This window comes from Chitinophaga sp. MM2321, from assembly GCF_964033635.1.
Lineage (GTDB): Bacteria > Bacteroidota > Bacteroidia > Chitinophagales > Chitinophagaceae > Chitinophaga.
Genome location: NZ_OZ035533.1, coordinates 2,694,989 through 2,711,778, shown reverse-complemented (window position 1 = coordinate 2,711,778; position 16,790 = coordinate 2,694,989). Strand labels below are relative to the sequence as shown.

Here is a 16,790-nt window from a genome sequence, read left to right as displayed (position 1 = left end):
GTTCGTATATTTAAAATTTAACGTTTAAACCAAAATTGAAACTGCGTAGCTGGGGAAATTGATTCAGGTCCGCGCCTTCGGGGCCCTCAGGGTCACCATCTTTAAATTTGGTAAACGTTAATAAATTGCTGCCGGAAACATATACAGACAGCTCTTTTGCTTTGATTGGTTTCAACAGACGCTGAGGTAAAGCATAGGACAAGTAAGTGTTCTTTAATCGTATGTAAGAACTGTTCTTTAGCAGAAAACTTGAAGTGTATCCATATACGCCTGCATAAGAGAAATCATGTACCGCAGGCATTGTGTTGCTGTGGTTTTCGGGTGTCCAGGCATTCCGGTATTCAACACTTGGGGGAATACCTTCGCGGAAGGGAAAGGATGTCCAGTTGCCAGCATTCAAAAAAGACGTTGAGCCTTCGACCGCCTGTAAGAAAACTGCTAATGAAAAACCTTTCCAGGCAAAATTCAGGTTCAATGAATAATTATACTTGGGGAAGCGGGTATAACTTTTCCGGTCATTGGCGTCTACAATGCCATCGCCGTTCTGGTCCTTTATTTTCAGATCGCCGGGTCTCGGATTATTATTTTGTTTGGGTGATTTATCTATTTCTTCCTGGCTCTGGAAAATGCCGTCCCATTCGTAGATGTAGTATGAATTATAAGGCAGGCCAACTTCGATCGCTCCTTTGGTAGGGGTCAATATAGACATGACCTTATTTTTATTACTGGCGATCTGGAAATTGACATCATAGTGCAGTTTGCGGATATTATTGCTATGTGTTATAGCCAGTTCCATACCCGTATTGCGAACCGCGCCATCATTAGTAGTGGGGCCGGATAAACCGAGGCTTCCGGGAACCGGCAGTGTTGCCAGGATATCGAAGGCATCTTTTTTATACCAGTCGAAAACTACTCCGATGAGGCCATTAAAACCGTTTACATCCACACCAAAGTCAAGGATTTTGGTTTGTTCCCAGTGCAGATTCTTATCCGTCATACGGGTAACTGCAACGCCCTGGCTAACAGAACTGCCATAAGAATAATTGGCATTGCTGAAAATGTCCTGATAAGGATAGAGGCCGATCTCCTGGTTCCCCAGCAATCCATAAGATCCACGGAATTTCAGGTTATCCAGCCAGCTCAGTCTGTCTTTCAAAAATCGTTCTTCGGAAATTCTCCATCCGGCCGACACGGCGGGGAATACGCCCCAGCGATGATCTTTATATACACGTGACGTACCATCATAGCGAAGATTGGTTTCCAGTAAATATTTACCACGGAAATCATAGCCTATCCGTCCGAAGAAGGACTGAAGCCCCCAAGCAGTGGATGTGCCGCCAAGATTCTGACCAGTAGGGCTACCTGCATTTAATTCTGCCAGGTCCGCTGTTGGGAATGTTATCCTGCTGCCGGACAAGACCCTGAAATTATTAGACTGTTGTTCATACCCCGCCATCGCATTAATTTCGTGGTCACCGATTTTGGTATTATACTTCAGTGTTGAATAGAGGGTAGGCGTAATGGAGGTAGTGCTATAGTCGTATACACCCAACGTGATGGGTGTACCTACAGATTGGTCAACCGCATAATCTGTTGCACCGGGTAATTTTTGATAATAATAATACTCACCGGGAGTACTAAAAGTATGCAGCTTACTAAAGTAGTTATCGTAACCAAAAGCGCCCTTGGTTTCCCACTGCAGGCCTTTGAGGAGATCAACAATTACATAGGCCTGTGCCTTGGCAGAATAGGTATTCATCCTGTTGTCACCGTTGGTATACGTGATGGGCGCCCACACACTGAATGCTTCTGAGTCATAAGCGCGTCCTGATGACTTTCTGCCGTCCGGTAAAAAGGGCATCGCCAAAGGTGTACGGTTATAAATACCTCTCATCTGGTCAACGGCGCCGCCACCCTGTGGCTCAATAGCACTGATATTATTAAAATTGATAATCGTACCTACTTTGACCCTCTTCAATACCTGGTTTTCATAATTTAAATTAGCCGTATACCTTTTTGCCGCATAAACCGGTAGGATACCGCCCTGGTCTGAATAGTTCAGGGAGAACCGGAACTTACTCGTTTCAGTTGCTTTGGAAAAGCTTAGGGAGTGATTATAGGCCATTGCTGTTTGGAAGAGGTGTTCGGGCCAGTTATAATTCGGATACTGAATCCTGTCCGTTGCATTTGCATAAGCATCTATCTGTGCCTGCGTATACACTTCCGTCTTTCCTGATCTCAACCGGGCAGCATTGTACATCGTCATATATTCTGCGGAATTCCAGATCAGATCAAGCGTGCGGGTTGCTTGTTGAACACCTATATCCAGTTTATATTCAAGCGAGGCTGCGCCCAGGTTTGCTCGTTTTGTTGTAAGGAGTATCACACCATTGGCGGCCCTTGCTCCATAGATAGAAGCGGAGGCTGCGTCTTTCAGCACAGTTACGCTCTCAACATCACTGGGTGCAATATTGGATAGCGATCCCAAAACACCGTCTATCAAAACCAGCGGTGCTGAGGAAGCGCCGAAAGAGCCCATTCCCCTGACCCGGAGGAGTGGATTATCATTGCCAGGCTTACCGGTTGGTTGTACAACTTCCAGACCGGCTATCCTTCCCTGGAGAAGGTTTGCAGCATTGGGAACGGAACTTGTACCCAGGGTTTTACTGGATACAGAAGCCACGGCACCGGTAAGATTTACTTTCCGCTGCGTACCATAACCAACTACGGTCACTTCATCTAAAGCGGAAGTTCTGGAGCTAAGCTGTATCGTTAACTTTGAGCCACCACTACCTGCTGTAATCCGTTTTTCTTCGTAACCAACAATAGAGAATACGATCGTAGCTCCTTTATTTACCTGAAGTGTAAAAGTTCCATTGGCTTGTGTAACAGTACCGGTAGACTCGCCTGTTACTTTTACAGAGGCGCCCGGTAGTGGTTCATTGGTATCTGATATAACGGTACCTGTAATGGTAACTTTTTCCTGTGCATAAACATTAAAAGATAGGAACAATAAAAAGGATATCAGGAAAACTTTTATCCCTGGTTGATAAAAAACAAATCTTTCTTTTAACATGGTAGGCGGTTTGTTTTAATTTAATAATCGTGAAATTCGACGCTTCATTAATGTTGAGCAATACGACATAAGAACCGGAGCAAGAAAGAGGTGCATGTTTGAAATAGCACGCATTTCTCATGTCCGGATTCCGGCTATCCCTTTATTCCTGTTGTGATTTGGTTGATCTTTTTGGGCGGGTGGCATTATTCTTCCATCCAGGCAAAAACGCACCTGGTAACGGTATGACAATCCCTGACCATTATTGATAATGCTACTGGTGTTATATGACCATAAGTGGAATCTTAAAATTTTATTTCGCTAAATATACCCTTGTATGAATTTGATGCATCAGTAATTCTACACATATGCTAATAGTGAAATAATATCATTCATTACTGTGAAATTACTATCGCGTGGAAGAAAAAACTTCCGATAAAATAACAAAAAAAAATGCTTTAATAACATGGGTAACAGATTGGATAAAATAAAGTTAAAGCGCCTGAATAGGTATTTTATTTCCTGATGATAAGGAGCTTTTCACTTGGCAAGTTTAAAACCTGCACAGATTGATCTTTATTTCTGCTCCATAATCTACGTTATAAAAACCATTTCTAGGTTTTGTAGGGGCATGATTTTTTGCTCCCCCGTTTCTTTATTAGTTGGGAATATTGTTGAGAAGGAGAATGGGGATAGGGGTTGCGTGGTTATTTATTAGCCGTGATTATTTTTTCACTCTTGTTTTCAGGTACTGATAGATATCCTTTTCTTCGGGCGAGCCAGGCTTATACAACCGCATGTACCGCTTGTAATATTTCATGGCAGCCGCTTCATTTTTATAGCCGGTTTCATAGATCCTGCCGATGCTATACTGTCTTATGGGCCGGTGAGAAAGATAATAGGCGGTATCAAGACAAGCAACTGCCGGTTTGAATTGTTGCAGGTTTTCATAATTAACGGAAGCACTGCTATAGTAGTTCTCCAGGCTGGAGGATTTAGCCAGATCAATACATATGTGCAGTAGTTCATTGCTTTCTGTGTACTTCTTCAACGCCGTATAGGCGAGAGCGGTATAATAGGTGATACTCTCGGAGGCTGTATTGCTTAGAAGCAGGTATTCATAAAAGGAGATACAGTCTGTATATTTTTTCAGGGTATAACAGGCTGCCACTATATAGATAAAGGTGTTAGGAGAGGCGACTCCCTGCGCTTTCAGTTGCTCCCCGATAGCCATCGTACGGGGATATTCCTTTTTAAAGAAGGAAGTTCTGGCCGCAGTCATCAGTACATCTTTTTGCAGGGAATCTACAGCGAGATAGACTTTGACCAGTGAGTCTGCCAATGCGAAATTCTTCCTTTCCAGCCATTCTTCTGCCAGCCGGGACACTACTTTCGGATCGGCGGGATTCAATGCGTATGTTTTATTTAACCAGGCGAAGCCGGAGTCAGACTGCTGTGCTGTAAATGCGGCAAAGCTGAGTTGCTTCCAGGCAGCAGCATTTTGCGGACGCAGTTGTACTATGCGCTGATAATGTACCAGTGCCGGCTGGTATTCGTTCTGTTGCATCCTGATGGAGGCCAGGTACTGGTGCGCCGGTATATGGTTACTGTCGAGTTGCAACACTTTTTCATAGTTGTCGGCAGCTTCCGCTATTTTGCCGGACAGGTAAAAAGTGTAAGCGAGCAAAGCTACTTCCCGCGCGTCTTTATCATTTATCGCCGGACGCAGGTAGGCGATGGCCTCCTCATACTGTTGATCCTGCAAATATTCAATTACCTTGTTTCTGTCTACCGTTGATTGTGTATAGGCTGTACATGATACTAACAGTAGCAGGATAAGTCCGATAATGTTTCGCATAACCTGGATTATTTACTATAAAACTAAATAATTAGTTTGTAAACTAAAAATTTAGTTATAATAAAGTGATCATTATGCTGCTATTGAAGAAATTTTTTATTTTAAGAAGAGGATAGGGGAGATCATCCACCATTTTTTGCCTGGGTTATAAAGTAGACATTCAGCAAAACATAAATTATCAGCACTACCTGTGCAAGTACCATGTCCATCTTTTTAGCTTGCTGCACCTTATTATCTTTAATGAGTTTAAGAGAATAGGCGGAAGAGGTAATCACCGCAAAAATGAAAAACAGGGTAATACCATGCAGGGTATCCACCAGCGTGAAAGAAGTAGAATCCGGCAGCGAAGAATCAATAATGTATTTATTACCGATGGCGGCAAACAGGGAGCCTACACCGAGGCCGAACCGGGAGTCAATATTATCTGCATGAATATAAAAACAAATGTAGGAGATCAGGAAGGAAACATACATGCCCAGGAACATCTTCCAGAATAACTGGCCGGCATCTCTCCCAATATCTATTCTTACCCTGAATGAGCTATACTCCGTATGCGGCTGATCCAGACCGGGATCGCCAAACGTAGTCTCATAGGCTTTTACACCGGTTGATACAACAAAGCTATCAATATTCCATCCCCTTAAAGTGAAGCGGGGATCATAATGTATCCCAAGCGTATCCGTTGAAAAAACGAGGGCCTTTGAATCAAATTGTGAGTTTTCAATGGAGAGCCTTAACTTCTGACGGTCGAAAGGGAAGTTATTTATCTTCCAGGAATCTTTCATCGTGCATTGCAGCTTCATCAGGATATAGGTGTGGCCATTGGAAGTATCTATGGTGGAATAGGACCTGGTGAATGTTTTGGCCGAAGGGATTTCCAGGTTCTGTAAAAAATCGAAGTCTTTATTTTTATAGGTCAGCCACAACCACATGTTGACCATATACTCACTTTGCTTGAAATCAATATCATGTATACTGGTAATGTAGATGCCGGTTTTAACGGTATCCGGAGGCGCCTGCCGGGCAGTGGCGGCAAAGAAAGTTAAAATGAAGCAGATGAAAAGCAGCAGCGCCTTTTTCATTTTGGTGTTCTTTATAAGCATGAACTGATATCTTCCAGGAAGTAGTCAACTTTCTCAGAACAAGTTTAGGTTAATTATCGGGAATAAAAAAAGAAGGCCAGGGTTTTAAAGGGAGGACTTCGCTACGGTAGGTCCCGGAGCGAAGAACACCCATCCGGCCAATATGCTACTACAATGCTGCTGTGGCCTGCTTTAAAAGCGATGACAGCAAATCATAATCCACCTTTTGATCCTGGAGGATAGTAGCTGTCTTTCTTTCCGGACCAGACATAGATTTGAAAAACCCTTTGATCTCTTCCAGGGCGGTGGCGTTAAAGATCATAAAAGATACCTTATCCTTTGCCACGCTGATCACACATGCATAGTGCCCGTTCTTCAGGTAATGGGGCTTGCCATATTGTATCCGCTCTTCAACACCCGGAATGGTTTTGAGGATCATTTTTCGAAGCAATTCGCATACTTTTATCTGCCAGTCCTGCTTTGATTGAATGTACTGTGTAACTTCCTGGTTCATGTTTTTTGTATTTATGATGATACTTGTTTTCAACAGTACAAACATACTTTGCAAAATTTATCTGGAAGCGGTGTAAACGCGACATTTATACGGGTTAATTGCGCCCTTATAAGTGGGTCACATAATATAGCCGTTCCTGTTATGATCAGCGAATCACAGGAAATACTGAAAACGATAAAGTAAAAAGTGACATAAAAAAAACAGGCATTTTTATGATGCCTGTTTTTTTTATTGCTGGTTAATGAAATACGCTTTTATGGATTCTGATCAGCCGGAGCAATGTTTTTATTAGCATCTATTTCGCTGATAGGAAGTTGTATTAACCACCTGGGGTCATTTGCCGGAATGGTCAATAAATAGGGGTGGTTACCTGTTCTCTCCAACGGCAGCTGGTAGCGTTTCAGATCAAAAAACTGCACACCAATTTCTCCATACATTTCTTTGCGGCGTTCCAGCAGGATGATTTTGATCAGGTCAGCCTGTGTAATGTTGGCGGCTGGTTTAACAGCAGCCGGGTCACGAAAACTTTGTAGTTCAAATAATACGTCAATCGATTCAGGTATTTTCTTTTGCTGTGCCAGTGCTTCTGCTTCAATTAAATACATTTCTGCCGAGCGCATCACAAGAATATCGCCGGTAATGGAAGTAGCGAGTCTCGACCTGTATTTCCGGGTAGCATAGGTGCGGGCCGGCGCTGCGGGATTCACCCCGTTAAAGGTGAATAAGGACTTCCTGGTATCCGTTGCACTGAACTGGTCTACAAAGTCGCTGTTCACGAATATATTCCGGTAATAACCGCCTTGCTGATCCATATACCCAAACTGAGAATAATACGTCAGGCTTTGATCTTCAGGAACCGGAAATCCCCATAACCATTCCTGGTTGCTGATATCATTAAAACCTGCTGCATAACTGGCATTGCTCATTAATGGATTGCCTGCACGCGCGGCTTTTGCATTATCTATCGCCTTCTGCCAAAGTGTATTGTCTGCCATGGCCAGTTCCTGGTATACTTCCGCCAGGATGCCTGCTGCCACGTTTTTATTGATACGGTATTTATCTACACTGGTAACTGGTAGTTTGGCAACCGCTTCATCCAGGTCTGCCACAATGAGTGCGTAAATTTCTTTTAACGACGCCCTCGGATTACCCTCACTTTGCTTGGAAGCCGGTTCTGTATAAAGAGGAACACCCGGTGCATCAGGATTTTTTGCATAGGTAAACTGATAAGCCCTTGCCAACCAAAAATAAGAATATGCCCTGATCGCTTTTGCTTCGGCTATCAGTGCTTCTTTTTCTGCATCGGAAGTACCCGCAACTTCAGGGGCATATTTTATAACTGCATTGGCATTGTTGATCGCTTTGTAAAACATATCCCAGATCTGTTGGGTGCGGCTGCCGGTTTGAATGCGTCCATAAGAACTTTCTTCCCAGGCGCCTTCAGATTCCCACCAGCTGCCATATCCATCAAACAGATCATTACCCCGCACTTCAAAAAAGAACATGCTTGTTTGCAGCCCTCTGTTGGTCAGGTTACCGGAATTATTCGGATAACCATAATAGCCATTATAATTTTCTGAACGGAAGATCCAGTAGATCCCTGTCAACGCATTCTCAGCACCCGCTTTGGTAGAAAAAATGATATTATCCGTTAAGGTCCCGTTCTCAGGTTTGGGGGCATCCAGGAACTCCTTTTTGCAGGATGTCAGCATAACGAGACTCACACCTATAAGCGCAATAACTTTATATAGTTTCATGATTAATCAGCATTTAAAAGTTTTACAGGCCCACGTTAATGCCAATGGAAAATATTTTACTGGTGCTGGTGTTGTTATTTTGTGCCTGGGCACTAATACCCGCTTCCGGATCAGCACCTTTCGGTCCGCCGAAGAAGGTAAACCCATTCTGTACATCCAGGAAAATCCTGACATTAGTGAGCGAAGCCCTTTTCAACATCGCTTCCGGAAGCCGGTACCCCAGTGTGATATTACGTACACGCATATACGTTTGATCGTATAGAAAACGGGTGGAACTATAATTACCGTTATCAACCGTTGTGATCAGCTTGGGCACCATGCCATTCCCTGGATTAGATGCGCTTTGCCACCTGTTTAAAAGGTCGGTGCTTGAATTGCTGCCCAGACTAACCATTCCTCCCATCAATCCGCCATAATCAGCATTATAAAAATTTCCGCCTATGGCGAATGAAGCCAGCACAGTCAGATCAAAATTTTTATACTTCACAAAATTGGTGATTCCACCGGTATAGTCAGACAGCTGGCTACCCAAATAATAACGGGTGGCTTCACTATATTTTTTCGTGGTTATTTTGCTCCCTGCATTGGCTGCATCATCCATATACCAGGTTGGTTTTCCATCGGTAGGATCTACACCGGCATATTCCTGCATGTACCATTCATACCAGCTACCACCCAATTTCTGATTGGTTCCGGGAGCTACATCTGTGATGACGTTTTTGAGTTTGGTAACGTTGAAGGATGTACGCCATTCCAGGTTTTTACGCCGGATATTAACGGTATTTAATTCTATTTCAAATCCATAGTTTTTTACACCGCCCACATTATCGCTGATGGAGTTAATACCGGTAGAACCCGGGAGTGGCCGCTCAAACAACAAGCTGGCCGATCTGCGGTCAAAGTATACGAATGAACCGGTTATCTTGTCTTTCAGCACACCAAATTCAACACCCATGTCCAGCTGTTTCTGTGTTTCCCAGCTAAGATCCGGATTGGCAATGGTATTAATAATAGACCCGCTGGCACCTCCTACATTGGCGCCTGCTGTGTAAGTACCCAGGTAAGGAAAGCTGCCCGTTAATGACTGGTTACCACTGGTACCGTAACTGGCTTTTAATTTCAGCTGGCTCAGGAAATCCACATTCTCCATGAATTTCTCTTTGTCCAGGTTCCAGGAAGCACCTGCTGCATAGAATACGCCCCATCTGGCATCTTTGGCAAACCGTGTGGAGCCGTCTGTACGCAATGAAAGACTCAGGTGATATTTGTCAGCGATGTCATAACCTGCACGGCCAAAATAACTCTGTAACCTGAAAATATCTTTGGTGCCTCCCGCTTTGGATGTAGTACCATAGCTGGGTTGGGTAGGAGAAGGATAGGTAAAGCCTGATCTTTCTGCTGATGTCAACTCACTTACCTGTTTGAATGCTTCCATACCGGCTACCACATTGATATGGTGAATGCTTCCCAGTTTTTTGTCGTACGTGAAAGCATTACTGAAATTCTGCGCATACAGCAGGGTAATACCCCGGAAGCTATAGCCGCCGCTGGTAGTACCATCGCCATAAAAAGGATTCCAGAATAAGTTATTATCAACCTGGTTATAATCCATCGAGTACTGTGAACGGAAAGTCAGCCCGTCGAACAGATTCAGCCCCGCATAGGCGATACCGTTAGCGGTTAACCGCTCATAGGTGACCGGGTTAATACTGTTTGTACCTGCCGGGTTCTGTCCCTGGTTAAAAAGCCGGTTTTCGGCTGCGGGCCGCAGTACACCTTGTTCAGCACTGTTGTTGCCGTAATCGAATATTTTATTGCCTGTACCATCCAGTACATAGTTGCCGTTTGTCCAGTTTCTCAGGTAGACAGGATAAATAGGAGCGATGGATCTGGCAAAGGCTATTCCACTGGAACCAGCGCCATTACCCTGGTAAGGATAATTCTGATTGGAATAGGCGAGACTGGAATTAATACCCAGCTGTAACCATCTGGCAGGGGTAGCATCTACTTTTACCCGGCCGGAATATCTTTTGAAATCGGATTCTTTCAGAATACCCTGGTCGTGAATATACCCACCGGATAAGTAATAACGGATAGTATTAGCGGCATCGCTGCCGGATACATTCATGTTTAAATCGTTCCGGATTCCTGTGTGGGTCATTTCATCCATCCAGTTATCATTCCATAGCAGTTTTGCACCCGCATCCAGCTTGCCGTCCAGGCCAACCGGCTGCGCCACATTGAATGGATTATACACCAGGCGCGGTACCACCTGGTTGGTGGCATATGCTTCTGCGGTAGGAAGGTTAAACTGGGTCAGTAACGCCGGGTTGTCCACCGCATCATTGCGCAGGGCTTCCCAGGCGAGTTCATAATATTGGGAAGCGTTGAGTGTCTTATATTCTTTCACAGCACGTTTTGAAAAACCGGTTAACCCGGAAAATTCAAACTTACTTTTGCCACTGCCTTTTTTGGTAGTGATCTGAATAATACCATTCGCAGCTCTGGAGCCATAGATAGAGGTGGAGGAGGCATCTTTTAAAATAGTAACCGTTTCTACATCACCGGGATTGATACTGTTTATATCACCGGTGTATGGGGTGCCATCCAGGAGGATCAACGGATCGTTGCTGGCATTATAAGAGCCGATACCCCGTATCCGGATGGTAGGACTCTCACCAGGTTGACCGGTGGAACTAACCGCCAGTACGCCGCTGGCATTGCCCTGTAAAACGCCTGTAATGGTAGACACCTGGAGATCCTTGAATTTTTCATTGGAAATGACGGCCGCCGTTCCGGTGAACGCCTCCTTTTTGGTGTTGCCATAAGCGGTGATCACAACCTCATTCAGTTGCTTGTCTTTATTCTGCAACCTTACGGTAATGTTATCCTGATTGCTGACATTTATTTGCTGCGGCTCATACCCAATATAGTTAAATAGCAGCGTGGCGTCGTTGCTTACGCTGATGCTGAAATGGCCTTTGTTGTCAGTAGGAACAGCTTTTGCGGTACCGGTTTCTCTTACTGCTACACCCGGAACCGGCATCCCGTTGTTGGCATCCACTACAGTACCTGATACCGTTCTGGATTGAGCTGAAACTCCCGCACAGTAATAGATAAGGAATGTCAGAAAAAATAGTAACTTTTTTTTCATGTTGGGTATAGATTTGATCAGCAATAATTATTTAAGGAGATGCCTGCATTTCCTGCATACATCTTCTGAATGGCTCTATAGTTGTTAATTCCGGTCCTGATTGGCTGATTGTTGCTCTTTCGTTGGTAGGCTGAATACTTATATATTGCTACGGATTTTCTTTCGTCACTGGTAAACTGATCAGCTTAATGCCATATCAATGATACTCAATTTTAATATAGTTGCACCCGTCAACCCAATTTTTGATGAGATTCAGACAATTTCTACCTGCTTTGTAATACAGGTGATATGGCTGAAAAGTAAGGGGGAATTAACCTGCGGGGTAAAATATACAAAAGACCAAAAACCTTGATTAGTAAGGCTTTTGGTCTCTATATATCATCATTCGTTCATCTTCTTAAATAAATTTAAGCACTTCTTCACCGATGGCAGCAGTACCTAATATTTTATCTTGTGGGGTCTGTGCATCGGCAATATCACCGGTACGGAAGCCAGCTTTTAACACACTGTCTACCGCATTGATCACGGCATCTGATTCTGCTTTCATACCAAAGGAAATGTCCAGCAGCAGGGCAGCAGACAGGATAGAGGCTAACGGATTAGCAACGCCTTTGCCGGTAATATCATGCGCGGAACCATGAATGGGTTCGTACACACCGGTACCATCGCCTATAGAGGCGGATGCCAGCATACCCATAGAACCCGCAATCTGTGATGCTTCATCGGTCAGGATATCACCAAAGAGGTTGGCGGTAACCACCACATCAAAACGGCGTGGGTCCTTTATCAGCATCATAGCCGTAGCATCTACAAACTGGTGTTCCACTTCCACGTCAGGATATTCCAGTGCTACTTTCTGTACCACTTCTCTCCACAGCCTGGAAGTTTCAATAACATTGGCTTTATCTACAGAGCATAATTTCTTTCTCCGGGTTCTTGCCGCATCAAAGGCTTTCCTGGCAATACGTTCTACCTCGTAGCGGCTGTACTCAGCAACATCATAGGCAGTATCGCCATTATTTTTTCTTCCTTTTTCACCAAAGTAAATATCACCTGTCAGTTCACGGAAGAATAAAATATCAGCGCCCTTTAATATTTCCGGTTTGATACTGGAAGCATTGAGCAATTCGTCAAACAATTTGATGGGACGCAGATTGGCGTACAGACCCAGTTCTTTGCGCATCTTCAGTAAGCCTTGTTCCGGTCTTACTTTGGCAGAGGGGTCGTTATCATATTTCGGATGGCCTACAGCACCAAACAATACCGCATCTGAATTACGCATTTTTTCGAGTGTTTCATCCGGCAAAGGATTACCGGTTGCTTCAATCGCCACATGCCCGATCAATGCTTCATCATAGGTAAATGTATGCCCGAACTTTGCAGCTATTTTATCTAACACTTTTTTACCAACTGCTGTTACTTCCTGTCCAATTCCATCGCCTGGAACAATTAAAATATGTTTGGTTGCCATTCGGTTGTTTATTGAGATAATAAAATATTTTGTACGCCGGGCTTATATTAAGTTCAACATTTTTTGTGTTGCCTTGATCGCAGATACCGTTTGATCGCTGTCGAGCCCCCTCGTTTTGAATTCTTTATTGTTAAAGCTCCAGGTAATGATTGTTTCGCATAACGCATCACTTTTACCACCTGGCGGTATGTGTACGGTGTAGTCTGTTAATGCGGGCAATTCCTGTTTTTTCTTTTTGTACACTTTTTTCAATGCATTCATAAATGCATCGTATTGCCCGTCGCCCTGTGAGTGTTCTTCAAAGAGTTCGCCATCGATAAGGATTCTCAGGGTTACAGACGGGTTAAGGTTTTTGGAATGGGTGAGTACATAGTTTTCTATGCATACCTTTTCCTCGATCCTGCTGCTATCCAGTATATCAGAAATGATGTAAGGAAGATCGGCCTGTGTAAGCACTTCTTTCTTATCGCCCAGTTCAATGATACGCTGTGTTACTTTTTTCAGATCCGGTTCAGACAGTTGTATACCGAGTTGCTGTAAATTATTTTCGATGTTGGCCTTTCCGCTTGTTTTGCCCAGGGCATACATGCGTTGCCGGCCAAAACGTTCCGGCATCAGGTCACTGAAATATAGTTTATTCTTTTTATCGCCATCCGCGTGAATACCGGCTGTTTGTGTAAATACATTTTCTCCCACTACCGGTTTGTTGGCCGGGATACGGAAACCCGAAAATGTTTCTACCAGCTTACTTGCACTGTATAACGACTCTTCAGCTACGGCTGTTTTTATGGAAGGCATGAAATCATTCAATACAGCGATGGCACTGGCCAACGGGGCGTTGCCCGCTCTTTCACCCATACCATTAATGGTGAGGTGAATACCGTGCGCACCGGCTTTTACACCTTCCAATACATTGGCGGTGCCCAGGTCGTAATCATTGTGTGCATGAAAATCGAAATGGAGCTTGGGATATCGCTGTACAATTTCTGTTATGAATACGCTTACTTCCGATGGTGTCAGTACACCTAAAGTATCCGGCAACATGATCCTTTTTACCGGCTGACGTTGCAAAAAATCCAGGTATTGAAAAACATATGCTTTTGAATGCCGCATGCCATTGCTCCAGTCTTCCAGGTACACATTACATGCAAGCCCTTTTTTCTTTGCCAGTGCAATAACAGCTGCTACATCTGCAAAATGTTCTTCCGGTTTTTTCTTTAACTGATGTGTTAAATGGTTCAGGGAACCTTTTGTCAGCAGGTTCATTACTTTAGCACCTGCCCGCACCATCCATTCTACGGAAACCGCTCCATCAACAAATGTCAGCACTTCCACCTTGTTCAATAAACCATTCGCCTTCGCCCATTTGGTAATTGCTTTTACCGCAGTAAATTCACCTTCAGACACACGGGCAGAGGCAATTTCGATCCTGTCTACTTTTACTTCGGTTAATAAAAGCCGGGCAATGGTTAACTTCTCCGATGGTGAAAAAGAAACACCACTGGTTTGCTCACCATCGCGGAGCGTGGTATCCATTATTTCAACATAACGCTGGGCAACTGACATAATAATTATTGGCTGTTTTTTTTAGTACATGCTCTTGGCAGCGAACAATTGAATTTCATTTTTCATGGCTTGCAGATAATCAATATCATCAAAGCCATTTGTCAGGTTGTGCTTCTTATAGGTATTGATAGCAAAGGATTCACTTTCGCCTGTTGCCAGGATGGTGATCGTTTGTGCCGGGAGGTTTACTTCCAGTTCGGCATGGGGATCTGCTTCAATCGCCGTAAATATCCGGTCTAAAAATTCGGCGCTTACCTGTACGGGTAAGATACCAACATTGATAGCATTGTTCTTGAAGATGTCTGCGAAGAAACTGGATACTACACAACGGAAGCCATAGTCGTATATCGCCCAGGCTGCGTGTTCGCGGCTGCTGCCACTTCCAAAGTTTTTACCGCCAACCAGTATTTTGCCTGAATAAATCGGGTTATTTAAGACAAAATCTTTTTTTGGTGTACCGTCTGTATCATAGCGCCAGTCACGGAACAGGTTATCGCCAAATCCTTTACGCTCGGTTGCTTTTAAAAAACGGGCAGGAATGATCTGGTCGGTGTCCACATTTTCTATCGGCATTGGCACCGCTGAACTCCTCAATATGGTGAATTTATCGTAAGCCATTTTTTAATTGTATCGTTTAAAGTTGCTTGTTTCGGATGTCAAAAAGTAAGTATTAATCAGCGATCAGCTCTCTGGGGTCTGTTACCACACCTGTTACTGCTGCAGCTGCTGCCACTAACGGGCTGGCCAGCATAGTTCTGGAACCGGGTCCCTGTCTTCCTTCGAAGTTACGGTTACTGGTACTCACCGCATATTTGCCGGCTGGAATTTTGTCATCATTCATCGCCAGGCAAGCGGAACATCCGGGTTGACGCAGTTGAAATCCTGCTGCTGTCAGGATATCCAGGATACCTTCATCTTTGATCTGTTGTTCCACGATGTGTGAACCGGGAACGATCCAGGCGGTGATATGATCTGCTTTTTTACGACCTTTTACGATAGAGGCAAATGCACGGAAATCTTCAATACGTCCGTTGGTGCAACTGCCGATAAATACGTAATCCACTTTTTTACCCAGCATGGCTTCTTCTTCATGGAAGCCCATGTAGTCGAGTGATTTTTCATAGCTGGCTTTGCTGCCATCAGTTGCCGCTGCAAGTGGAATACGGTTGGTAATGCCCATCCCCATACCCGGATTGGTACCGTATGTGATCATGGGTTCTATATCTGCTGCATCGAATTGATGTTCCAGGTCAAACAGGGCATCTTCATCTGTTTTTAATGTCTTCCAGTAAGCCAGGGCTGTATCCCATGCTGCTCCTTTTGGTGCTTTTTCTCTGCCGTTGATATAAGAGAAGGTCGTTTCATCGGGGGCAATGATGCCGCCGCGTGCGCCCATTTCAATACTCATATTACAAACCGTCATACGGCCTTCCATGCTCATCTTCTCAAATACATCACCTGCATATTCCACGAAATAACCGGTGGCGCCGGCTGCGGTCAGTTTGGAAATGATATAGAGTGTCACATCTTTTGGTGTAATACCTTTACCCAGCTTGCCATTTACTTTAATGCGCATTTTCTTTGGCTTGGGCTGCATGATGCACTGTGAAGAAAGCACCATTTCTACTTCCGATGTACCGATACCAAATGCGATGGCGCCAAATGCACCATGCGTAGAGGTATGTGAGTCACCACAAACAATCGTCATGCCCGGCAGTGTGATACCGTTTTCAGGCCCTACTACATGGACGATGCCGTTCTTTGGATTACCTAAACCCCAATGTGAAATACCGTATTTGGCCGAATTGGTTTCCAATGCTTTCAGCTGATTGGCAGAAAGCGGATCACCTACCGGTAAATGCTGGTTAATGGTAGGGGTGTTATGATCGGCAGTAGCGAATGTTTTTTCAGCGAACATTACCTGAAGGTTCCGGCTTTCCAGGCCAAGGAATGCAACCGGGCTCGTTACTTCATGAATAAAGTGGCGGTCTATAAAAAACACATCAGGACCGTCTTCAATTTTCCTGACCACATGCGAATCCCATACTTTGTCAAATAATGTAGTGGGTATTTTGCTCATTTTTTATAATTTTAAAAGTAACTGCTAAATTCTTAAAATATATCCATATAATCTTATTTTTTTTCACATTATCTCTAATAATAGTGACGAAAATATAATGAATTGAGTAGGGGTAAAGATGGGTTATTCTAAGAATATTTATATATTATATTGATTATCAGCAGATTAATACTTTTCCGATCCTTTTTGTGGCGTTAAAGCAGGAAAGTGGGGAGGGAAGGGATGTAAATGAATGATTCTATGTATTATGTTT

At 44.0% G+C, this 16,790-nt stretch carries 10 protein-coding genes; all 10 read right to left on the bottom strand.

What is annotated here, in order from left to right:
* Positions 1-10: 10 nt before the first annotated feature.
* Entirely contained in the window at positions 11-3,076 is a 3,066-nt protein-coding gene (locus ABQ275_RS10660) for a TonB-dependent receptor (protein ID WP_349318284.1), read from the bottom strand.
* A gap of 703 nt (positions 3,077-3,779) precedes the next feature.
* Positions 3,780-4,913 (bottom strand): tetratricopeptide repeat protein, encoded by a 1,134-nt coding sequence (locus ABQ275_RS10655; RefSeq protein ID WP_349318283.1) that lies wholly within the window; start codon positions 4,911-4,913, stop codon positions 3,780-3,782.
* Positions 4,914-5,035: 122 nt separating this feature from the next.
* Positions 5,036-5,995 carry a hypothetical protein gene (locus tag ABQ275_RS10650; protein ID WP_349318282.1) on the bottom strand — a complete coding sequence of 320 codons (960 nt, stop codon included), beginning with the start codon at positions 5,993-5,995 and terminating at the stop codon, positions 5,036-5,038.
* Positions 5,996-6,164: 169 nt separating this feature from the next.
* Positions 6,165-6,509 (bottom strand): DUF1801 domain-containing protein, encoded by a 345-nt coding sequence (locus tag ABQ275_RS10645; RefSeq protein ID WP_349318281.1) that lies wholly within the window; start codon positions 6,507-6,509, stop codon positions 6,165-6,167.
* 254 nt (positions 6,510-6,763) lie between these two features.
* Positions 6,764-8,266: a RagB/SusD family nutrient uptake outer membrane protein gene (locus ABQ275_RS10640; protein WP_349318280.1), complete on the bottom strand. Its 1,503-nt coding sequence runs from the start codon at positions 8,264-8,266 to the stop codon at positions 6,764-6,766.
* 22 nt (positions 8,267-8,288) lie between these two features.
* Positions 8,289-11,420 carry a SusC/RagA family TonB-linked outer membrane protein gene (locus tag ABQ275_RS10635; protein ID WP_349318279.1) on the bottom strand — a complete coding sequence of 1,044 codons (3,132 nt, stop codon included), beginning with the start codon at positions 11,418-11,420 and terminating at the stop codon, positions 8,289-8,291.
* A 397-nt stretch (positions 11,421-11,817) separates the two neighbouring features.
* Entirely contained in the window at positions 11,818-12,891 is a 1,074-nt protein-coding gene (leuB, locus tag ABQ275_RS10630; RefSeq protein WP_349318278.1) for a 3-isopropylmalate dehydrogenase, read from the bottom strand.
* Between the two features lie 42 nt (positions 12,892-12,933).
* Entirely contained in the window at positions 12,934-14,457 is a 1,524-nt protein-coding gene (locus ABQ275_RS10625) for an alpha-isopropylmalate synthase regulatory domain-containing protein (RefSeq protein WP_349318277.1), read from the bottom strand.
* A 21-nt stretch (positions 14,458-14,478) separates the two neighbouring features.
* Entirely contained in the window at positions 14,479-15,075 is a 597-nt protein-coding gene (leuD, locus tag ABQ275_RS10620; protein WP_349318276.1) for a 3-isopropylmalate dehydratase small subunit, read from the bottom strand.
* 52 nt (positions 15,076-15,127) lie between these two features.
* Positions 15,128-16,537, bottom strand: a complete 1,410-nt coding sequence (gene leuC / locus ABQ275_RS10615) for a 3-isopropylmalate dehydratase large subunit (protein ID WP_349318275.1) — start codon at positions 16,535-16,537, stop codon at positions 15,128-15,130.
* Positions 16,538-16,790 lie beyond the last annotated feature (253 nt).